At 63.4% G+C, this 21,679-nt stretch carries 20 protein-coding genes and 1 pseudogene; 13 read left to right on the plus strand and 8 right to left on the minus strand.

The features are described 5' to 3' along the window. The first annotated feature begins 28 nt into the window (after positions 1–28). Complete coding sequence (locus AC1VVG_RS20585; protein WP_049032066.1) at positions 29–1,273, plus strand: acyl-CoA dehydrogenase family protein; 1,245 nt, start codon at positions 29–31, stop codon at positions 1,271–1,273. Positions 1,274–1,349: 76 nt separating this feature from the next. Then, entirely contained in the window at positions 1,350–2,255 is a 906-nt protein-coding gene (locus AC1VVG_RS20590; protein WP_034189699.1) for a LysR family transcriptional regulator, read from the plus strand. Positions 2,256–2,401: 146 nt separating this feature from the next. On the opposite strand, the gene AC1VVG_RS20595 is transcribed toward AC1VVG_RS20590, so the two are convergent. Genes AC1VVG_RS20595 through AC1VVG_RS20605 form a run of 3 tightly spaced genes read right to left on the minus strand, consistent with a single transcriptional unit; the run spans position 2,402 to position 6,129 of the window. After that, entirely contained in the window at positions 2,402–3,697 is a 1,296-nt protein-coding gene (locus AC1VVG_RS20595; protein ID WP_069705929.1) for an MFS transporter, read from the minus strand. 16 nt (positions 3,698–3,713) lie between these two features. Continuing rightward, positions 3,714–4,886, minus strand: a complete 1,173-nt coding sequence (locus AC1VVG_RS20600; protein ID WP_482836099.1) for a porin — start codon at positions 4,884–4,886, stop codon at positions 3,714–3,716. A gap of 55 nt (positions 4,887–4,941) precedes the next feature. Next, positions 4,942–6,129, minus strand: a complete 1,188-nt coding sequence (locus AC1VVG_RS20605) for a M20 aminoacylase family protein (protein ID WP_482836100.1) — start codon at positions 6,127–6,129, stop codon at positions 4,942–4,944. A gap of 119 nt (positions 6,130–6,248) precedes the next feature. Here AC1VVG_RS20605 and AC1VVG_RS20610 point away from each other — a divergent pair, with 119 nt between their 5' ends. Further along, the gene (locus AC1VVG_RS20610; RefSeq protein ID WP_482836101.1) at positions 6,249–7,166 is read left to right on the plus strand and encodes a LysR family transcriptional regulator; all 918 of its coding nucleotides are present in this window, start codon (positions 6,249–6,251) and stop codon (positions 7,164–7,166) included. Between the two features lie 33 nt (positions 7,167–7,199). Here AC1VVG_RS20610 and AC1VVG_RS20615 read toward each other — a convergent pair whose 3' ends face one another. From AC1VVG_RS20615 to AC1VVG_RS20630, 4 genes are all read right to left on the minus strand, one after another. Beyond that, entirely contained in the window at positions 7,200–8,324 is a 1,125-nt protein-coding gene (locus tag AC1VVG_RS20615; RefSeq protein WP_301741288.1) for a J domain-containing protein, read from the minus strand. Positions 8,325–8,432: 108 nt separating this feature from the next. Further along, positions 8,433–8,756 (minus strand): DUF4148 domain-containing protein, encoded by a 324-nt coding sequence (locus tag AC1VVG_RS20620; protein WP_034189693.1) that lies wholly within the window; start codon positions 8,754–8,756, stop codon positions 8,433–8,435. Between the two features lie 153 nt (positions 8,757–8,909). Next, positions 8,910–11,294, minus strand: a complete 2,385-nt coding sequence (locus tag AC1VVG_RS20625; protein WP_482836102.1) for a DNA polymerase II — start codon at positions 11,292–11,294, stop codon at positions 8,910–8,912. A 149-nt stretch (positions 11,295–11,443) separates the two neighbouring features. After that, entirely contained in the window at positions 11,444–11,659 is a 216-nt protein-coding gene (locus AC1VVG_RS20630) for a hypothetical protein (protein WP_049035401.1), read from the minus strand. Between the two features lie 454 nt (positions 11,660–12,113). Between AC1VVG_RS20630 and AC1VVG_RS20635 the strand changes: the two genes are divergently transcribed. Beyond that, complete coding sequence (locus AC1VVG_RS20635; protein WP_034189690.1) at positions 12,114–12,398, plus strand: hypothetical protein; 285 nt, start codon at positions 12,114–12,116, stop codon at positions 12,396–12,398. A 235-nt stretch (positions 12,399–12,633) separates the two neighbouring features. Next, the gene (locus tag AC1VVG_RS20640) at positions 12,634–12,837 is read left to right on the plus strand and encodes a cold-shock protein (RefSeq protein ID WP_034189689.1); all 204 of its coding nucleotides are present in this window, start codon (positions 12,634–12,636) and stop codon (positions 12,835–12,837) included. Positions 12,838–13,039: 202 nt separating this feature from the next. Here the strand turns inward: AC1VVG_RS20640 and AC1VVG_RS20645 are convergent, their stop codons facing one another. Then, positions 13,040–13,324, minus strand: coding sequence for a hypothetical protein (locus tag AC1VVG_RS20645; RefSeq protein WP_154233781.1), 285 nt, complete (start codon positions 13,322–13,324; stop codon positions 13,040–13,042). A 176-nt stretch (positions 13,325–13,500) separates the two neighbouring features. On the opposite strand from AC1VVG_RS20645, the gene AC1VVG_RS20650 reads away from it, so the two are divergent. The 8 genes and pseudogenes from AC1VVG_RS20650 to AC1VVG_RS20685 all read left to right on the plus strand — a co-directional run. After that, entirely contained in the window at positions 13,501–13,785 is a 285-nt protein-coding gene (locus AC1VVG_RS20650; protein WP_034189783.1) for a hypothetical protein, read from the plus strand. 47 nt (positions 13,786–13,832) lie between these two features. Beyond that, positions 13,833–14,042, plus strand: coding sequence for a hypothetical protein (locus tag AC1VVG_RS20655; RefSeq protein WP_034189782.1), 210 nt, complete (start codon positions 13,833–13,835; stop codon positions 14,040–14,042). A gap of 47 nt (positions 14,043–14,089) precedes the next feature. After that, positions 14,090–14,302 (plus strand): 30S ribosomal protein S21, encoded by a 213-nt coding sequence (gene rpsU, locus AC1VVG_RS20660; protein WP_034189687.1) that lies wholly within the window; start codon positions 14,090–14,092, stop codon positions 14,300–14,302. Between the two features lie 9 nt (positions 14,303–14,311). Next, positions 14,312–14,518 (plus strand): hypothetical protein, encoded by a 207-nt coding sequence (locus tag AC1VVG_RS20665; RefSeq protein WP_034189686.1) that lies wholly within the window; start codon positions 14,312–14,314, stop codon positions 14,516–14,518. Between the two features lie 498 nt (positions 14,519–15,016). Continuing rightward, positions 15,017–17,863, plus strand: a complete 2,847-nt coding sequence (locus tag AC1VVG_RS20670; protein WP_069705924.1) for a type VI secretion system Vgr family protein — start codon at positions 15,017–15,019, stop codon at positions 17,861–17,863. A gap of 3 nt (positions 17,864–17,866) precedes the next feature. Further along, entirely contained in the window at positions 17,867–19,882 is a 2,016-nt protein-coding gene (locus tag AC1VVG_RS20675; protein WP_034189684.1) for a phospholipase D-like domain-containing protein, read from the plus strand. A gap of 3 nt (positions 19,883–19,885) precedes the next feature. Next, positions 19,886–21,196: an SEL1-like repeat protein gene (locus AC1VVG_RS20680; RefSeq protein WP_176730062.1), complete on the plus strand. Its 1,311-nt coding sequence runs from the start codon at positions 19,886–19,888 to the stop codon at positions 21,194–21,196. A 318-nt stretch (positions 21,197–21,514) separates the two neighbouring features. Further along, positions 21,515–21,643: pseudogene (locus AC1VVG_RS20685) on the plus strand (DUF6396 domain-containing protein); the annotation flags it as partial. Between the last annotated feature and the right edge of the window lie 36 nt (positions 21,644–21,679).

A 21,679-nucleotide genomic window follows, 5' to 3' on the forward strand; every position in this document is an offset into this window, starting at 1 on the left:
GGAACACGACAATCTCGAGGAGTCGATCATGGAGTTTGGCTATACCCCGAAAGTGGAGGCGCTGCGCGAACGCGTGAGCGCGTTCATGGACGCGCACATCGTGCCGCGCATCCGCCAGTGGAACGAGGAAGTGCACGCGGGCCGGTATCCGGTCTCGTTCATGGAGGAACTGAAGGAGCGTGCGAAGGCGGAAGGGCTGTGGAACCTGTTCCTGCCGCACCTGAAGGACGACGAGCCCGGCACGGGCCTGACGAACCTCGAATACGCGCCGCTCGCCGAGATCATGGGGCGCGTGGGCTGGGCGTCGGAAGTGTTCAACTGCAACGCGCCGGACACCGGCAACATGGAGCTGCTGCACATGTTCGCGACGCCCGAGCAGCGCGAACAGTGGCTGCTGCCGCTGCTGCGCGGCGAGATCCGCTCGGCGTTCGCGATGACGGAGCCGGACGTGGCGTCGTCGGATGCGACCAACATCACGACGCGCATCGAGCGCGTGGGCGACGAATACGTGATCAACGGCCGCAAGTGGTTCATCACGAACGCCGCGCATCCGAACTGCAAGATCTTCATCGTGATGGGCAAGACCGATCCCGACGCCGAGTCGCACCGGCAGCAGAGCATGATTCTCGTGCCGCGCGACACGCCGGGCGTGACGGTCGTGCGCAACATCACGGTGGTCAACCACTACGCGCCGGAAGGGCACTGCGAGATCACGTTCGACAACGTGCGCGTGCCGGCGCGCAACCTGCTCGGCGAGGAAGGCAGCGGCTTCGCGCTCGCGCAGGCGCGCCTCGGGCCGGGGCGCATCCATCACTGCATGCGCTCGATCGGCGCGGCCGAACTGGCGCTGGAGCTGATGGTCGACCGCGCGCAGTCGCGTGTCGCGTTCGGCAAGCCGTTGAACCGGCATGGCACGGTTGGCGAATGGATCGCACGCTCGCGCATCGAGATCGATCAGGCGCGCCTGCTGGTACTGAAGGCCGCATGGATGATCGACAAGGTCGGCGCGAAGGCCGCGCGCAAGGAAATCTCGATGATCAAGGCGCTCGTGCCGACGGTTTATACGGACGTATGCGACCGCGCGATGCAGGTGTTCGGCGCGGCGGGGTTGAGCCCCGATACGCCGCTCGCCGACCTGTGGACGTGGGGCCGCGCGCTGCGCTTCGCCGACGGCCCGGACGAGGTGCACCTGCAGGCGATCGCGCGGATGGAGATCAAGGACGGCGAGCCCGGTTCGACGGCGCCTTACCTGACGCCGCCGCCGCGCGGCTGAGCAGCGGCACGATCGGCCGGGCGACATGGACGAACGAGCGGCGCGCGCCGTAAGATGCCGGCAAGGAGATCCGGCGATGCGCTTGACGAAGATTGATCTGAACCTGTTCGTCGTATTCGAGGCGATCTACAACAAGCGCAACCTGACGCGCGCGGCCGAGGTGCTGAACCTCACGCAGCCGGCCGTCAGCAATGCGCTGGCGCGGCTGCGCAAGACGCTGAACGATCCGCTGTTCGTCAGCACGCCGGCCGGGATGATGCCGACGCCGATGGCCGAGAACATCGTCGGCCGCGTGCGCGAGGCGCTGCAACTGCTCGATTCGAGCGCGCACGAAGGCGACGTGTTCGATCCGGCGTCTTCGGAGCGCGTGTTCCGGCTCAGCATGAGCGACCTGACCGAAGCGCTGCTGCTGCCCGCGCTCGGCGAGCTGCTGCAGACGCATGCGCCCGGCATGCACGTGCGCAGCTACACGATGGATCGCCGCGAAGTCGCGACCGCGCTCGCGAACGGCTCGGTCGACATCGCGATCGACGCGCCGCTGATCGGCGATCCGCATCTGCACCAGGCGTTGCTCGTGCGTGACCGCTACGCGTGCATGATCCGCGACGATCATCCGTTCAGGGGCGACACGCTCACCATGGACGACTACCTGTCGATGGGGCACATCCACGTGTCGAGCCGCCGCAAGGGCAGCGGGCACGTCGATGCGGAACTGACGCGCCTCGGGCTGCGCCGCAACATCCAGATGCGCGTGCAGCACTACATGGTCGCGCCGCTGATCGCGATGCGCGGCGACCTCGCGCTCACCGCGCCGCTGCGGCTGCTGCAGCGCTATCCGGCGCGCATCCTCGAACTGCCGTTCGAGATGCCGGGGCTCGACTACTTCTGCTACTGGCACCGCAGCGCGGATCAGGACCAGGGCAGCCAGTGGCTGCGCGAGCAACTGATGACGCTGATGGGCGGAATCGGCGACGTGCGGTGACGCAGCCGGGCAGCAACGGCCACTCGGCATCGCCCTCGACGTGTCGTCATGCTCGGCTTCGTGGCCGAAGCTGCGGCTCATCCCGCAGCACGACGATTCGACCGGCGGCGCCTCTCCGATGCGTCGCGGCGCCTACGCCGAACCGCTTACCCGCGTGTGCCGTCGCCACCGGTTTCCTCCGTGAACAACGCGAGGCCGGCAAGACTGGCTGCGCAGCAGGCCATCACATACCAGGCAGGCGCATAGAAGCTGCCGGTCGCACGCCACATCATGCCGACGATCAGTTGCGCAAAGCCGCCGAAGATCGTGACGCCGAGCGCATAGATCATCCCGAGCGACGTCGCGCGCACTTCGGGGCGCAGTGCCTCGAGGATCATCACGAAACAGGCCGGACTCGACAGCGTCATCAGGCCGATCAGAAGGGCGACGACGACGATGGCGGTCGTCACCGACGGCCACGCGTGCATCGCGTAAAAGGCCGGTAGGACGAGCAGGGCCGACACGACGCAGACGCTGCGCACCAGCGGCTTGCGGCGGCGGAGCCGGTCCGCGAGCCGTCCCGCGAACGGCGAGCCGGCCAGCAGCACGACGCCGGCCGTGCAGCCCGACAGCAGCGATACCGATGCCGGCATACCCGTCGTCAACGTCAGGAACGACGGCAGGAAGAACACGATCGTGTACATCGTCGACGTGCCGCCGATCACGAGCAACGTGCCAGCCGCGATCAACCGCCATGGAATGCGCACGCGCTCGCGCATAACACCGGATGTCGCGTGCGGCAGCGTGTCGTCGAGGTGACGCCGCAGGTAGAATCCAACCGGCCCGATCAGCAGGCCGAGCATGAACGGCACACGCCAGCCCCACGCATGCAGCGCGTCGGGCGACAGCGTGCGTGACAGCGTCAGCGCGACGAGTGCGCCGACGAGTGCCGCTCCGCCCTGGCTCGCCATCTGCCAGCTCACGAGTTCGCCGCGCCGGCGGGTGCCGCCCGATTCCATCAGCAACGTCGTCGCCGCGCCCACTTCGCCGCCGGCCGAGAAACCCTGCAGCAGACGCCCGACGACGATCAGCAACGGCGCCGCGATGCCGATCTGCGCGTAGGTCGGCGCGAAACCGATCAGCCCGGTGCCGAGCGCCATCAACGCGACGGTCAGCACGAGCGCCGGCTTGCGCCCGACGCGATCCGCATACGCGCCGATCGCGACACTGCCGAGCGGCCGCGCGACGAAGCCGACGCCGAACGTCGCGAGCGACAGCATCAACGCGCCCGTGTCGCTCGAGGCGGGGAAGAACAGCTTGCCGATCAGCGCCGCGAAAAAACTGTAGACGGTGAAATCGAAAAATTCGAGCCCGTTGCCGAGTGCGGCCGCGACGATCGTGCGGCGCATCGGGCGCTGTCCGGCATCCGCCGGGAGGGCGGCCGTGCGATTCAGTGTGTTCATCGAAGAGCGGCCCTGGTCAGAAGTTGTGATACATGCCGAGCGACATCGTGACCGGCGTCGTCCCGGTGCGCGGCGCGGTGCTGCCGGGCTCGGTCGGCAACGGATTCCCGTTCAGCATGACGGTCGAGATCCCGTAGTTGCGGATGAAACCGGCGCGGGCATAGAGGCCGGTGCGCTTCGACAGCAGGTAGTCGTAGCCGAGCATCACGCCGAGCGCCGAGTCCTTCGCCGGCCGGCCGGTTGCGTCGCGCACGCCCGACGTGTCGCGGTAGACGACCGACGCGCGGATCGCATTGACCCCGAACGGCACGATCGTGCCGACCGTGTAGACGCGCGCGATACCGTCGCCGGCCAGCTTCGGCGCGTACTGGTTGAAGGACGCGGACAGCACGAGCCGCCCGGTGTCGTGGACGACGCCGAATCCGTACAGGTCGTTGCGCACGGTGCTCGCGCCATTGACGCCCCAGGCCTGGTTGTAGCTCGCCGCCAGATAGGTGGTGCCGTTGTACCACTGCAGCAGCACCCCTTGTGCGGAGGCGGCCGGTGCGCGTCCGGCCACGTTGCTCGGGGCGAGCATCAGCATCAGCGACGTGGTGCCGGCGACGATCGGCGTGCGGTATGTGATCGCGTTGTCGATGCGCGCCGGCAACTGTGTCGCGCCCGGGCCGAGGTCCGAGTTGTAGCCGACGCCACGGCTCGTTTGCACCGCCGCCGCACCGAGCCACGTATAGACCGAGTTCGTGCCCACCGTGCCGAACACGTCGATGAACAGCGGCAGTGCCGTTCCGATCTGCTTGCCGAAACGCAGCCGGCCGTAGCTGTCCGACGACAGGCCGACCCAGGATTGCCGGTTGTAGGTCGATTGCGGGTCCTGCTGCGCACCGCTGTTGGCGAGAAATCCGCTCTCGAGATTGAACTCGGCGCGCCAGCTGCCGCCGAGGTTCTCGCGGCCGAACAGGCCGAACTTCGACGTCCACTCACCGCCGCTCTGCGTCTGCCACAACGAGCGGCCGCCGACCGTCTGGTAATTGATCCCCATGTCCACCGAGCCGTACAGTGCGACGCCTTCCGCCATGCGGCCGTTGTACTCGGGGACGGCGGCGAGCAGCGTGTCCTGGTACGGCACGGCACGCGCGTGGCCTGCGCCGAGTGCAAGGCAGGCGGCGCTCAGTGAAATTCGTTTTTTCATTTGGATTCCTTATCGTGATGGCAGCGGATACGTCGCCTTTCCCCGCACGCGCTCGTCAGATGACCTTCAGGTAGCGCTCGGTGACCCCGGCGAGATAGGCCGCGCCCCAACTCAGCGCGGTGTCGTTGAAGTCGTAACCGGGGTTGTGCACCGAACAGCCGCCTTGCGAATCGACGCCGTTGCCGAGCAGCACGTAGCAACCCGGCACGCATTCGGTCATCCACGAGAAATCCTCGCTGCCCATCACGCCGTCGGGCAGGAGCGTGAGCGCGCCGTCGCCGGCCAGCGCCGCGATGGTCTCCACCGCGAGATCCGACGCGGCAGGGTTGTTGTCGACGACGCGCGAGATCGACTGGTAGTCGACCTGCGCGGTCATGCCGTACGCTTGCGCATGCGTGTCGACGATCCGGTGGATTCGCGCCTCGATTTCATTGCGCGTGGCCGCGTCGAGTGCGCGCACCGACAACTGCAGCGTTGCGCTTTGCGGAATCACGTTCGGCGCGGTGCCTGCGTGAAACGTGCCGACGGTCACGACCGCCGGCTTCGCCGGGTCGATGTTGCGGGAGACGATCGACTGCAGCGCGGTGACGATGTATGCGCCCGCGACGATCGGATCGCTCGCGAGCTGCGGCATCGCCCCGTGGCCGCCATTGCCGGTCAGCGTGATCGTCACCGAATCGGACGACGCCATCATCGGGCCGTAGCGCAGCGCGAAATGACCGACCGGCACGCCCGGCGCGTTGTGCAGCGCATACACTCGCTCGCACGGGAATCGCTCGAACAGACCGTCGTCGATCATCCGCTTCGCGCCGCCGAGCCCTTCCTCGGCCGGCTGGAAGATCAGGTTCAGCGTGCCGTCGAAACGCCCCTGGCGGGCGAGATAGTGCGCCGCGGCGAGCAGGATCGCCGTATGGCCGTCGTGCCCGCACGCGTGCATCGTGCGCTCGACGGTGCTCGCATACGGCAACCCGGTCGCCTCCTGGATCGGCAGCGCGTCCATGTCGGCGCGCAGGCCGAGCGTGCGCGCCGATGCGCCGCGCCGCAACCGGCCGACGACGCCGGTCCCGCCGACACCGGTCGTCACGTCATAGCCCCATTCGGCCAGCCGTTCGGCGACGAGCCGCGCGGTGCGGGTTTCGGCGAAGCCGAGTTCGGGATGGGCGTGGATGTCGCGCCGGATCGCGATGAATCGGGACTCGGACTCGCGAATGGCCGCGAGCACGTGAGCAAGGTCCTGCGTCATTGATGAGCTCCATGAGATCGGCCGCCTCGCGACCGTCACGGCCAAGCATAGGGAGACCCACCCGCTCAAAAAACTCACCAATTTTGATATAAATAACTTCCGGTGATACATTCCACATCATGAAAACCCATCAATTGCGCGCACTCGTCGCCGTGGCGACGGCCGGCAGCATCAAGGGCGCCGCAGCCGCGCTGCACGTGACCCAGCCGGCGGTCAGCAAGGCGATCCAGGAGATGGAGAACGAGTTCGGCGTGCCGCTGCTCGAGCGCATGCCGTGGGGCGTCGTGCCGACGCCGGAAGGCGACGCGCTGCTCGGGCGTGCGCAGGCGGTGGTCCGCGAGCTCGAACGGGCGCGCGAGGACATGGCGCACATGAAGGGCTTTCGCGACGGCCGGCTCGTGATCGGCTTCACGCCGATCGTCGCGGTGACGGGCTTCGCGGATGCGTATGCGACGTTTCGCCGTCACTGGCCGCACGTCGAGTGCGAACTGCGCGAGCTGACGTTCACCCAGCTCGCCGAGCAGTTACGCAACCGGACACTCGACCTCGCGTTTGCGGCCGTCACGGGCCCGCTCGCCGAATCGGCCGACGTGAAGGCGATTCGCGCCTTCGACACCGTGTTCGTCACGCGCGAGAACGGACGTTTTGCCGGCGCGACGTCGCTCGATGCGCTGCGCGAAGCGGAGTGGATCCACGCTGACGCGAGCGAGAGCTTTCCCGCGTACATCCGCGATCTGCACGAGCGGGCGGGGCTGCCGCCGCCGCACTGCGTCACCCGCTGTACGTCGTATGCGCTGTTCTACAGCCTGCTCTTGACCACCGACGCCGTCTTTTCGTGGACCCGGCACTCGCTCGCCGAGACCGTTTTCGGCCAGAAGCTGACGCCGTTGCCGCTGCCGATGTCACCGCCGCCGCTTCAACTGTACCGGCTCACGCCACCGGGGCTGCAGCTGACACGGCCCGCCTCCGACTTCCTCGCGTATGTCGAAACCGCATTCGCATCGCAGCCGGTCGTCGGGAAGGTTCCGTCGCGTTGATGCTCGGCAACTGCGGGTTGCTCGGCGACGCGCCTAGAAAGAATCGTCGTCGAAGTGCGACGAAGCCGGCCGGCGCTTCATGTCCTTCAGCCAGTCGCGGACGTTTTCCGGATCGTCGAACTCGCGCAGCGTCACGGTCAGGTCGTGGTTGCTGCGCTGCATCGCGGCGATGTCGCGCGTGAGCGTGCGCATCACGGTATCGGGCGCCAGCTTGACCGATGGCGCGATCCCGTAAGTTCGCCGGAAGTCGTTCTCGACGTGCCGGATCTCCTGATCGAGCTCGCGAATCTGCTCCTCCAGGATGCCGTTGTAGCGGGTCAGCCGGTCTTCGCTCAGGCCGTCGATCGCGCGCCGGTCGATCTGTTCGATCTCCAGCTGCAGTTCCAGCAATTGCAGCAGGTTGCCTTTTGCATACGCGTGGTTGACCCGCTGCATCAGCACGGTCTTGCGTGCCTGCTCCTGCGGATCGGTTTCGCGATCGGGGTGCAGCGCGCTCGCGAGCTTGCGATAGACCTCGCGGATCGACTTGCTCGATTCGGCCTGCTCGGCTTCGCGCCTCGCCGCCGCGGCCGATTGCCGGGGTGCTTTCCTGCGTTTGGCGCGCTGTGCCTCGCGGGCCTCGTGGGCGGCCATGTCGCGCTCGAACTGTGCGTCCAGCTCGGCTTGCATGCGCTCGGCGAGTTCGTCGGGCGACAGCATGTCGAGATCGTCCGCCGGCGCCACGTCGGGAGTCGGCTCCGCATGCTGCTTCGCCGGTGCGCGATCGGCCGCCGGGCGGTCGTCGTCCGATTTGGCGTGCCGGTTGTAGATGATTTTCAACTGCGCGTCGTCGCTGAAGTCGAGCAGGTTGCGCGCCATGTCGGCGATCAGCGCGGACAGCGTGCGCTGCTCGGCCTTGCTCAAGCCTTTCTGCAGGAACGCGTCGTCGAGCAGATTGAGCAAGCGGATCCGCAACGCGGTCGACGCCTGTTCGAGCGGCAGCAGCCCGTCGACGAATTTCTTCTGGAATGCGGGCATCACGGCGTCCCACGCGCCGAGCCGCTCGCGCCGCTGCTCGATCTGCTTGACGAGCGTATTGAACGTTTTCTGGGCTTTCGACAGGCTGGCTGCTTCGTGGCCGGGTGCGATGACGACCGCGGCACCGCGACGTGCGGTCATGATGAAGGTTCTCCGGCCGCGGCGGGAGGCGCGGCAGGCCGGTATTTTAGCCGGACGCGCGGCGAGCGGCCCGGCGGCGTTCTGTCCCGACGCAACCGGCCGCGCGCGTTACGGCTTCACGGTCGCCACCGCCGGCGTGCCCGCTTCCGTAGCCGGTGCGCCGTTCGATCCGTAGGCCGCCTCGGCGTGCTCGCGTTCGGCGAGGCGCTTGGCGGCCAGGCGTTCCTGCGCGGCGACGATGTCGCCCGGATAGTTGTCACCGTCGGCGGCAATCGGCACGTAGCCGACCGATTCGAGGTCGAACAGCTCCTGGCGGACCTGGGCGCGCGTGAGCGTCGAGTGAGACGACTGCGCGTACGACACGGCCGGCGCGGCGAGCAGAGCGGTGGCGGTAGCGGCGACGGCGGCGATGGTGACGATGACGGATTTCACGGTTTCCTCAGACGGTTTCGTTACGGTCCTGCACGCATTCGCTTGGCTGAACCGACGATGCAAGTTTAGGAACCCGCACCGCCCGGATAAATGGAGAATCCGTTCCAGCAGTGTTTCAGAACGAGTAAGAATGAGCCGCGCGGCGCCGGCGCGTCAGTCGCCGAACAATTGCCCCTGCCCCGAGATCACGCGTTCGAAATCGTCCCGCAGGAACGGCAGGATCGCGTCGGCGACGGGCTGGAGCTGACGGCTCAGGTAGAACGCATAGTCGATCGGCGAGCGCATCGTTTCGAGCGGCTCGGGGCCGGCCGTCGTCATCACGTAGCTGATCCAGCCGCCGCGCTGATACTGCAGCGGCCGGCCCTGCGCGTGGTTGAACTCGTCGGCGATCCGCGCGGCGCGCACGTGCGGCGGCACGTTGCGTTCGTATTCGCGCAGCGGCCGGCGCACGCGCTTGCGGTAGACGAGCTGGTCGTCGAATTCGCCGGCCAGCGTGCGCCGCACGTAGTCGCGGATGAAATCCTGGTACGGCTCGCGCCGGAACACGCGCCGGTACAGCTCGCGCTGGAACTGCTGCGCGAGCGGCGTCCAGTCGGTGCGTACCGTCTCGAGCCCCTTGAAGACGAGGTCCTCGCCGCCGCCGGCCGCGGCCGCGAGGCCCGCGTAGCGCTTCTTGCTGCCTTCTTCCGCGCCGCGCACGGTCGGCATCAGGAAGCGGCGGTAGTGCCGCTCGTACTGCAGTTCCAGCGCGCTCTCGAGCCCGAAGCGGTCGCGCAGGTGCGCCTGCCACCAGCGGTTCACGTGCCCGACGAGCGCGCGGCCCTTCGCGCCGGCCTCGTCGTCGTCGTGCGCGCGGCCGAGCCACACGAACGTCGAATCGGTATCGCCGTAGATCACTTCGTAACCCTGCGCCTCGATCAGCTCGCGCGTGCGGTGCATGATCTCGTGGCCGCGCATCGTGATCGACGACGCGAGGCGCGGGTCGAAGAAGCGGCAACCCGTCGAGCCGAGCACGCCGTAGAACGAATTCATGATGATCTTCAGTGCCTGCGACAGCGGCGCGTTGCGCTGCCGCTTCGCATCGTCGCGGCCTTCCCATACGCGGCGCACGACATCGGGCAGGCAATGCGCGGTGCGCGAGAAACGCGCGCCGAGAAAGCCGGGCACCGAGGCGTCGTCGCCGGGGTTCGCGAGTCCTTCGATCAGGCCGACCGGATCGATCAGGAACGTGCGGATGATCGACGGATAAAGGCTCTTGTAGTCGAACACGAGCACCGAGTCGTACAGCCCGGGGCGCGAATCCATCACGAAGCCGCCGGGGCTGTTCTGTCCCGTCACGTCGCCGAGGTTCGGCGCGACGTAGCCGAGCCGGTGCATGCGCGGCAGGTACAGGTGCGTGAACGCCGCGACCGAGCCGCCGGTGCGATCGGCCGCGAGGCCCGTGACGCTCGCGCGTTCGAGCGCGAAGGACAGCAGGTCGGCCTTGTCGAAAATACGCGTGACGAGCTCGCAGTCCTTCAGGTTGTAGCGTGCGAGCGCCGGCTTGTCGTGATCGAAGCGGCGCTGGATTTCGTCCATCCGCTGGTACGGGTTGTCGATCGACTTGCCTTCGCCGAGCAGCGCTTGCGACACGTACTCGAGGCTGAACGACGGAAAGGTCCACGTCGCGGATTTCAGCATGTCGATGCCGTCGAGGATCAGCCGGCCGGCCGCGCCCGCGAAGAAGTGGTCGGGCTGCTGGCCGTGCGCCCGCCAGTCGAGCACGCTGCCGCCGCGCCCGATCTTCAGCGGGATGCCGTATTGCTCCGCATGCGCATGCAGGATGCGCAAGTCGAACTGCACGAGGTTCCAGCCGATCACCGCATCGGGATCGTGCGCGTCGAACCATTCGTTGAGCCGCGCGAGCAGCGCGGGCCGGGTATCGCAGTAGTCGAGGTCGAAATCGAGGGGGCCGGCATCGCCGCTTGCATCGCCGTTGGGCGGGCCGAGCATGTAGACCTGGCGTTGCCCGCAGCCTTCGAGCGCGATCGAATACAGTTCGCCGTGGACGCTGGTTTCGATGTCGAGCGACACGCAGCGCAGCGTCGGGCGGTAGCCGTCGGCGGGCTTCAGCTCGGCGACGGTCAGCGTGCCGTCGCGGCCGGGCTGGCCGCGAAACTGCACGGACGCCGTGATGAAGCGCTCCATCGCGTAGCGGTCGGGCGGCTGCACGTCGGCCTCGTAGACGTCGACGCCGGCGGCGGCCAGGCGCTTCTGGAGCGCGGACAGATGACGGTAGCGCTTGCAATAGAGGCCGACGACCGGGCGCTGCCGGAAGTCGCGCAGCGCGAGCGGACGCAATTCGGCTTCGCGCTCGCCGGCCAGCGCGCGTTCGGCGAGTGCCTGCTGTTCGGCCGGAATGAACGCGACGGCTTCCTGCGGGCGCAAGCGCACGCGGCGCGGACCGTGTTCGGTTGCCAGCCAGAACTCGATCTCGATGCCGGATGCGGTGTCCCGCCAGTGGCGGGTGAGGATGAAACCCTGCTCGAACGCCGTCAAAACGCTTGCTCGTCGTGAATGCCCAGGCGGCGGATTTTAGCGCCTGGCCCGGGTTCACGCTCGCGCCGGCCGCGCGCGAAGCCGGCAGCGCTCGAACGGTTCGCGTTCCGCGGCGGCGGGTTGCCTGCCCGGTTGCGGATCGTCCGTGCTCAACCGAACTGCGCGCTCAGCCATCCTTTGGCCCATTGGGTCGCGTAGGCGACTGCATCATCGCGCGCATCGAAGCCGGCGAGATCGCCGCTGGCGTGCACTTCCCGTTCATCTCCGTCCAGGAGAATCGTGGTGATCCGCGCATGCGCGATGTATTCGCCGTCCGCCCTGCGCGGTGTCGGGTCGATCCGGAAACGTGTCGTGTCGAAGCGCATGGGCGCCTCCCTGTCGGGTTACCGCGAGTGGGCTGGCGCGGGAGGGGGAAGAATGGACCGGCAAACCGGATGCCGCCCGCAGGGAGAGGAGAAAGCCCGCTGCTCCGGAACTGCTTCGGAGCCACGCTCAAGCGACGGGACAGGAAGGGGGCATCACGGCCGCTCGACGGCGCCGGGGCGATCGGTCGCGGTGAGGGGCCCGATCGAATTCAAGGAGGGACGCGGCGCAACGCGCCGGAATCGGCCGCCGGTCATCCGTCGCCTCGATCGTACGCCGTTCAATCCGTTTGTATAGCGAAATTTCGAGCGGATTTCCGCAGCCGCGACGGGCCTTCGCGCCGCGGCGACGGCATGCACGGCAGCGGTAGCGCGTATAGTGGAGCAAGCGCTGTTCAGTGGTTCGCGTCGACACGAGCGAGATCGGCAACGTACCTCCGGAAGAAACGGCGTGCCCATGAAAATCGATCGCAGTGCCATTCCCTGTTATCTCGTCCTGCGTGCCGGCTGGGCGCCGTACGTATTGAATGAAGATCGCCGGGTGCTTCGCCGCGAGGCGAGCCCGCTGTTGCGGGCGTTTGCACGGTCGCGCGGCCGGTTCGCGCATGTCGACGGCGTCGCATGGAACATCTTCTCCGACACCGAGGGTCTGTCGGCGATCGAGCGTCGCGAGACCGCGTTCTTCGCGTTGATCAACGGTACCGAAACCGAACATCAGTTGCGCTTGCTGGCGTCCCTCTGAGCGTGTCGTCGGGACGGTGCGAACGACGGCCGCGCGTTCTGCCCCTCGACCGAAAGCGCTTGACACACCTGTTGACGAGGCGTACTGTCGGCCGCGTAAGTATTCAAGAAGCGCGATTGCTGCTCATCATCGACCGCAGCCTGCGGTATTCGTTGTCCTCTCCCTCCTTGATTATTTTTTTGTGTCCGCGTCTTTTCGGATGCGTGCGCTCGTCCATACTTTCAGGAGATCTAACATGGATAACGGTACCGTCAAGTGGTTCAACGACAGCAAGGGTTTCGGCTTCATCACGCCCGACAGCGGCGGCGACGATCTGTTCGCCCACTTCTCCGAGATTCGCGGTGAGGGCTTCAAGACGCTCGCCGAGGGCCAGAAGGTCAGCTACGAGACGAAGACGGGCCCCAAGGGCCTGCAGGCAGCGAACATCACCCCGCTGTAATTCATTGCCCGGGTGCGTCAGCATCGTTCATGAGGCGGCGCGTCGTCGCCGCTTCACGGGTGACGCACCGCCGTCGAACTCGCGCGCATGCCGATCCCGGGCATGCATCGCCGTGCGCGTGTTCGGCCGCGCGCGCGATTTGACGCGTCACGCTCATCGGATCGCGCAAGCGGTGCGGCAGGAGAACCCGCATGACCCGAAGTCAGTCCCGCAGCAACAAGCCGCCGCCGCGCGCCAAGCCGGCCATCATGCTGCCCAGGCTCGGCACCGCATTGAACTGGGTGCCGCCCAAACCCGCCGCACTCACGAAATCGCGCCCGAAGAAGCGCTTGCCGGCGCCGTAATCGCGATCCGGATCGGATGGCGCGGCGAGTGTCGGCTTCGTGGCCGGACACCGTGTGCCGTCCGGCTGCACCCGCGCGCCTGGTCGCGCGCAACCCGGAATTAGTTGGGCGTCCGACAAACGATGCGCGTATGATGGGTTCATTCGAGCCGGCATCCGCCCACCGGCCGCTCGCCCCTCCCAATACCCGCTTGCTGCATCGCCCCGCCTCCGCGCTGCAACGTTGTCCCATTCACCCTACCTGCCCGCCCCGCAACGGGGATGCAGGCCGGATGTGTTCGCCCATGCGATGCGCCGTGGCCGAACGCCAGGAGTTCGTCATGAGCATGCATATCTACCGTGGATTCGAGATTTATCCACTGATTTACCCTCACGTGCCGGCGCCCAATGGCAGCCCGCACAACTACGATGCCGGTTTCGACGCGGCGGTCAAGATTTGCCTTCGCGGCACCGACGATACGCTGACCCGCAGCCAGACTTTCATGGTGCGTGAGCGTCGCCCGTTCGACAACGCCGGCGACGCGCGTCGCGCTTCGCTGCGCTTCGCCGAGAGCATCATCGACAGCAATCGCGACAAACAGGATTTCTTCGCCGCCTCGCTTTGATGCGACGCGGTCGGGCAATGCAATGCGTGATGAATTCGGAGAGCGAAATGATTGTCGATGAACTGCTTGGATTGATCGGACGACGCGAGGTGACGTGGACGGGCACGGCCGTGCCTGCCGGAGTCGCCGATTCGGCGCTGTGCCATCAGCAGGAACTGCAGATGTTCGCGGCGGTACGCGCACTGTCGATCGGAGCCGGATATTCGGAATTCGAGTCGGACGGGATCGCGAGTGCCGTCATGACACGGCTTGGCTAGTTTTGCGTTCCCCCTTTCCCTTTTCCTTTCCCTGAAACAGGACCCTGATGACAACCATTACGCTGAAGGTCAACGAACCGATCGATGTCGCGCTGCGGCGATTCCGCCGCGGCATCGAGAAAACCGGGCTGATCCGGGAGCTGCGCAGTCGCACCGGCTATGAAAAGCCGACGACCGAACGCAAGCGGAAAAAGGCCAGCGCCGTGGCCAGGCAGCGCCTGCGTGCGAAGCGCATGCTGCCGCCGCGCAAAATGTACTAGGAGAACATCGTGTACAACATGCCGGCCGAGGCACCCCCGTTCTTCCCGTTGACGAAATGTGAAGTCGATCTCGATCGGCAGAAGGACATGGTGACACTGCTGCCGAGCTTCTATGCGTTCGGATGCGAGTACACCAGCCGCGGTTTTCTGATCGGGCGGGACGATGCGTTCAAGCTGATCGCCGCGCTCGAGAAGGCGCTCAGCGTTCAGGGGTGAGGTGGGTGTTGATTCGCTGTGGGCACCAGTAACGAATAGATGGACGATGCATATCCCGACCCCGGTACGTCGATCTGCGCCATTAGGGCGTACGGGGCAGGGATCGCCGCTCGGGCGTTATGTGGCCTGATGAGCGACGGCAGGCAGGTGTTGTCGTGCAAGGGCCGGAGCCCTTCGGGCTGGAATATCTGGCGACTTGCAGTTTTTCGGCGACGTGCGATGCAGTACGCGTGGCATCGGCGGGCCGCAACAGTCAGCGACACATGATGACTGTGCGTTGCTTCTGCGTGATGTATTCGTCTGTGGCGAATTCGATCGCGGCGTAATCTGGTCTTGCGGTCAATGCGTTTCGCCGTTGGATTTATATTACCAAATGCATTCACATGCATGACTTAATGATTACGGTTTTCAATTGTTTGAATTCCACCCGATTGACGTCACAGAATCGTCATTCGTAGAATCACAGATCAAGAACAACATAATTCTGAGAGAGGCGCTATGGATGCGCACAGCATGATCGGGGCAATCACGGGAGGGCTGGCCCAGCAGGAACGGCTTCTCAAGCTCGATACACCGCTTGGCAGCAACGTTTTGATCCCGCACCGGGTGTTCGGACAGTCCCGCATCGGTCGAGATTACCTGTTCATGATCGACTGCGTGTCGACATCGAACGATGTTCAGCTCAAGACACTGATTTCGCAGCCGATCACGCTGTGGGTCCAGCAGACCGACAAAACCTATCTTCCTCACCACGGCTATGTGCATACCGCGAGAAAACTCGGTGTGGACGGCGGCCTCGCTTGCTACCAGCTCAGTTTTTCATCGTGGCTGCATTTCCTGAAATTTCGCCGCGACCAGCGTCACTGGCAAGACAAAAGCGTCGACGCGATCATTACCGAGGTATTCAATGATCATCCGCAGGCGCGCGGAATGTATCGCTTTGAATTATCGCAACCGCTACCCTCACGCTCCTACTGCCGCCAGGATGAAACCGACTGGAATTTCGTGCACCGGCTCCTCGAATCCGAGGGCTTGTACGGTATCTGGAAGCAGGCTCAGGATGGAAAGTCGCATACACTGGTGATTACCGATCGTCTTCAGGCGCTCGAGCCGCTTGCGCCTCCGACAGTCGATTTTTCCCGCGCGAGCGTTCATGGTGAAGTGAACGCCCTTACGCAGTGGGCCGGAACCCGGACACTGCAGTCCGTCCTGTTGTCGACGCGAACGTTCGACTACAAGAGTCCGGCCACGCCGGCCAATCCGAAGGCGACTTCGATTCCCACGATGGCCAATCAGGGCGATCTCCCGTCGCAGGCCGAGGTGTATGAATACACGGGCGGCTATACGTACCCCGAACAGGAGCGTGGCGACCATCTCAGCAAGATCCGCATGGAGGAATGGGAGTCGCAGGCCAAACGCTATGACGGCGTCGGCGGGGTGCGCCGCATCGATGCGGGACGGCGGTTCACGCTGACCGGACATCCCGAGCATGATCAGGACGCGGCCGACCATCGAGAGTTCGCGGTGATCGACGTCGAGTGGATCATCGTCAACAACATTCCGCTTTCCGGGCACGAAGCGAATTACCCGCATAGTCTCTATCAGGCAGTGAAGCAGGCCGATGCGGACGACACCGAGAAGCTGTTCACCGTGTCGCATGTCGACGGCTCGGCGGGCTTCTATCGCGTTGCGATCGAAGCGCAACGCACGTCGGTCCCATATCACAGCCCCCTCGAACACAAAAAGCCCGAAGCAAAGCTCGAATCGGCCATCGTTGCCGGTCCGAAGGGGGCGCAGGCGTATACCGACGACCTGAACCGGATCAAGGTGCTGTTCATCTGGGATCGGCACAACGAAGGCGACGAGCGGGCGTCGTGCTGGGTGCGTGTCGCGCAATCCGATACCGGCGACGGTTATGGCGGCGTTCATATGCCGCGCGCGGGCGAAGAACTGCTGATTGGCCATATCGGGAACGACATCGATCGTCCGATTGCACTACATCGGGTATACAACGGGGGCGTAAAGCCACGATGGCATTCGAATGCCCTGTTGTCGGGTTACCGGTCCCAGGAGTTCTCGGGGAGCGGTTACAACCAGATGGTGATGGACGATTCGACGGGCCAGAACCGCGTGCACCTGTACAGCAGCAGTTCGAACGCGGCGTTGCACCTGGGCTACCTGATCGACCAGACCGACAACACGCGCGGCAGCTATCTGGGCAAGGGCTTCGATCTGAGTTCGGAGGCCTATGGCGCGCTACGGGCAGGGCGAGGGCTGTTCGTGACGACACACCCGGTCGCCGGCCAGCCGCTTGATACCACCTTGGCGACGCGTCAATTGAACGGTTCGGTGAATATGCTCGACGGCCTGTCGCAAGCGAGCGAGACGTCGACGGCGGAAAGCCTGAAGGACGGCCACGACACCTTCAAGGCATTCGCCGATGCGACGCAGCACCACGAATCAGGGGCGACGGGCGGAGGGGGGGTGACAGCGGGTGGAGGGACGGGCGATGCCGGCGCGTTCAAGCTGCCCGTGATCCTGGTTGCGGCACCTGCCGGCATCGGCCTGTCGACGCAGAAGTCGACACACGTAGCAGCCGATGAGCATGTCAATATCGTTAGCGGGCAAAGCACGCACGTTGCCACCGGCAAGTCACTCGTTGCCAGCATTACGGAGAAACTGAGCCTGTTCGTGCAGAATGCCGGGATGAAGCTGTTTGCGGCAAAAGGGAAAATCGAGGTCCAGACTCACGCGGACAACGTCGAGGTGACAGCGCAGAAGTCACTATTGCTGGCATCTGTTACCGAGAAGGTCCACGCATCGGCACAGCAGGAAATCCTGCTGACGTCCGGCGGTGCGTACATCCGTCTCAAAGGCGGCGATATCGAGATTCATGCGCCGGGCAAGATCGACGTGAAGGGTGCGCAGCATGCGTTCAGTGGTCCGACGAGCATGGACGTGACCAATCCGGCGTTCAAGGACTTGCCGACGCGTCGGTTGATGCTGAATACGATGGCTTCGCCGTCTGCCACCGGTGTCGTTCCGGTCGGCATGCCTTACAAGCTCTATGCGGACGGGGCGCTGGTCAAACAGGGCGTATTCGACAAGACGGGGCAGTTGCCGATCGATCACCAGGTCACCACGCAGAAGTACACGCTGGAGATGGCGAACGGGGTGAGGCATGAGATTCCGGTGCCGGGCGAGTATCGCGATGCGGCGAACGGGAAACTCGCCAATCAGGGGTTTCAGTTCCTCGAGAGTTCGCCCGAGGACGAAGTTGCTCCCGATCGGGCTGTCCACCGACAACAGTACAACGATCTGCTGAATCCTTCTTCGGACGCATAGCTCATGGCAACGCCGAACAATACCTTCACCACGCCGCTGGCGCTGAATCATACGTCGAACGCGACGGCGACGCTGCCATGGTTTCTGCAATTTACTGAATACGCCGCGAAGCAGGCAACATTCAGGCCCTTGGTAAACGGCGAAGAAGCGTTCGGGACGCTCTACGATGTACTCATGGGAGCTCAGCATACCATCGACATCATTTGCTGGGGGTTTCAGCCGTCCATGTATTTCAGGCGCAAAGGTAACTCGCTTCGGATCGGAGAATTGCTTGAGCAGAAGGGGCAGAAGGGCGTCAAAATCCGATTGCTGTGTTGGCGGGACCCGTTGTATCTCACCGAATTGGGCGAGAACAACATGCCCGGCTACGACGCAGTGACCGGGTTAAAGCAACATATATCCGACGATATCTATCGTCGGAGCTCGATGTTGTCCCGTGACTATCAAACCGACGAAGAAAGAAAATTCGACGCGGAATGGTATTGGCGCGCTGACTTGAATAACGTAACAAGCACTTCGCTGTTATCACCCCTGTCGCCTCTGTCGCCGCTGGCGAAGCTGGCCTACGAAAAAGCGCGTGCACGGTACTACAAAGAGCATGCGCTGAAGAATATCGACTTCGCCACTCGTGGCTTCAGTCCCTCCAATCGGGCGGAGATTGCATGGCGTACTTTCTGGCATGGTAAAGACAAGGATCGCGACCTCCAAACCAAGGCGATGAACAGTGTTGGCATGGGTGCCGGAATTCCGACACACCACCAAAAGATGGTGCTTGTCGATTATGAGAACCCGGAGAATGCCGTCGGTTTTGTGATGGGGCACAACATGCTCGATCAGTACTGGGATACGGACGCTCACAGTTACAAGCCAGAGACACCTTCGACCGGGCGTAATGGTCCGAGCCCGTGGCAGGACATCTCCAGCTATGTGACCGGTCCGGTGTTGCAGCATCTGAATGCGAACTTCTGTCAGGCATGGGATGACGCTACCGGCCAAGGCCTGGGCAAGGCACGGGAGGGTCTTAAGGACCGCCTCAAGGTCCGATACGTTCCGGGCGGTGATACGCCGATGATGGCTCAGATCGTGCGTACACAGTCCCAGAAGGGGCGGCGCGATATCGAGAAGCTTTATTTGCAAGCGGTGAACAACGCAACGCAACACATCTTTATCCAGAATCAATATTTTCGATGGCCGCCGCTTGCGAATGCAATCAAAGCGGTCGCTGCCAAGCACGTCAGTTGGGGGCGCAACGTCACCGAGCATGGCCCGCTGTATCTGTTTGCCATCACGAATTCCGGTGACGAGGCAGTCGGAACCGGGACCGTCAATACTTACCGGATGCTGAACGCGTTGGGAAAGGCGCAGAGCATTCCGGGTGTCGCGACGTTGGAGCAAGAGGATGCTCGCCAGACTGCTCTGAAGGATCAGATGGCAGCGGTTGCGGATCAGCAGTCGCAGGCAAACCAAGCGTTACTTGGGGCTCTTGAAGTGCAAGGCATTGTCGACTCGCCTGACTCGGCAAAGCGGGTTGCCGATGCGAAGGCGAGAATCGAGCAGTTGAAACAGCAGCGAGAATCGATAGCATCGAACATGAAGAGCGTGCCCCAGCCGGTCTTGAACAAGGAATACGATGGCCTCAAGGTTCATGTCTGTACGCTCGTGGCTCCGGATTCTCCGCCAGGCAACTGGGTGCCCGTCTACGTTCATGCAAAATTGATGACGATCGATGACGTGTTCATGACGCTCGGGTCGGCGAACATCAACACACGTAGCATGGAGGCAGATAGCGAACTCAACATCTGTCATGAGAATGGTGACGTGACCAAGAGGTTACGGCAGCAGCTGTGGAGTCTGCATACAAATAAGGTGGGGGCGCAGGACGATTCTGGGCAAGCTTTCAATAAGTGGGAGATTATCCTCAACAACAATGCCGACCTTCAAGGTGGAGGCAAGCAATCACCCATCGCTTCGATCGTTCGTTTCATGCGCACGTCAAACGAACGCACCTACAAAGACTGAAAAATGAGAAAGTCGCTTGTAATTTATGCAATCGTGTTGCTGGGCTGTGCATGCACCCATAAGGAAGACTCTGTGGAATCAAATTTACCCGATATGTCGGCTGTGCGGGCCAATCTCGCATTCACTTGCGTGCACGAGAGTGAGCACCTTCCGCCGCTGGATCCGCGGGCAGATCAATTGTTTCAGTATGGTCGGTATTTGCAGAAGCTTGATGGTCCTAAGGATTTCAATGAAATCGTCCGATACTATCGAGTCGCTTCGGCGTATGGTCACTACAAAGCCAACACCAATGCACAGAAGCTGATTTCTCAAGGGCTAGCCAACTCCCCCGATGGAGCAAAGGAAACCATTGAGCTAGCAAAAAAGCTAATCGAAGATGGAGTTCCTGGTGGTTATTATGATATCGGGCACTATCTCGAAATTGGATACGGCTTGAAACAAGACACCGAGATGGCTTTACGGTATTTCAGGAAGGCTGCCGACATGGGAAGTCCTGAGGCGCAAACATATGTTGCAGAGCAACTGGCGCCACATGATCGAGCTCCCGAGGTTGCGCTTCAAATGAGACAATGTGCTGCCGATCAAGGATACGGAGACGCCGCCAATTATTTGGGGATCAATTTAAAAAACGATTCAAAATATTCGGATGCTGTTTCATTTTTTCAACAAGGTGTAAAGGCAGGGAATGCCCAGGCTGCGTTGGCTCTCGAAGATGGATTCAATGGTCCAGAGACATCAAATCGTCTTTCGTACCTGGCGCTCGCGCATGATCCAGAGCGCTCGCGTCGTTATCGTTTGATCGGAAAATTTCTTGATAGTAACGAGAGCCGCAATCCCAAGGTTCCCGACCTCGACAAGATTGTTCCGTTGCCTCCAGCGAAGCTCCCGGCGTGGGATGGGACATTCCAGTGGCAAAAGGAGCAAGATGCAGCCGCGCCGCCGCCGAAGCCTTCGGATGATTTCATCAACGAGATGGCGAAAGCCAAGCATCTCGATCCTGCGACGGGGTTGCCAGTTCAGGGAGCGGTAGACAAGACGTCACAGACCGAGCAACCGGAAAGCGTCGCGTCCCGCCTGCCGTTGGGCACGATCGCTCACACCGGTCAATCCTGCCCGGAGGACGGCGTTTGGTGCGCGAAACTCGCGACCGGCCAGATTGGTGATACGCAGCGCCGGTTTCTCAAGGGCGATGCGTTGCCGTCTGTCGTTGTGCATGAGCCGAGAAAGCTGGCAGTGCTCGACAGTATGATGGGTACACGCCAGCACGTCGAACAAGTGGCATGGGAACTCATTGCGTATCTTGATCAGACTTGATCGACTTATTCAGCAACTCCGCGTGGCCAATCTCTCGCTCGAATTCGGCCACGAAGTGGGCTCCATTAGTCATGCGTAGAGCTTCTATAGTTCTGCTTCGTGCCTGCTGGCGACTTGATCGAAGAGCGAAAACGCTCTCAGTCCGTTGCCTGATGTAAGTGACGTACGGCCGAATCTCGCCTTCAGCATGATGAAGATGCGGCGCGTCGGTATATTCAAAACGCTGCGGATCTGGGGAATGCCGACACGCAGTATTACATGGCAAACTTGCTCGACCCGCTGACGCCGCGCGGGATATTGCTCGTCAAATGTTTCAATGCGCGGCGGACGCCGCCGCAGAAGCCCTCGGACGAACGCATCGGCAAGATAGCGAAAACCAAGCATCTCGATCCCGCGACGGGATTGCCACCCATTGGGTGTGGTTCCACGTGTTCTACACTACCGTGAGCCGCGACACTGTCGAAGCGCCTCGGGGAATGCCTT

Source organism: Burkholderia sp. L-4, assembly GCF_056856535.1.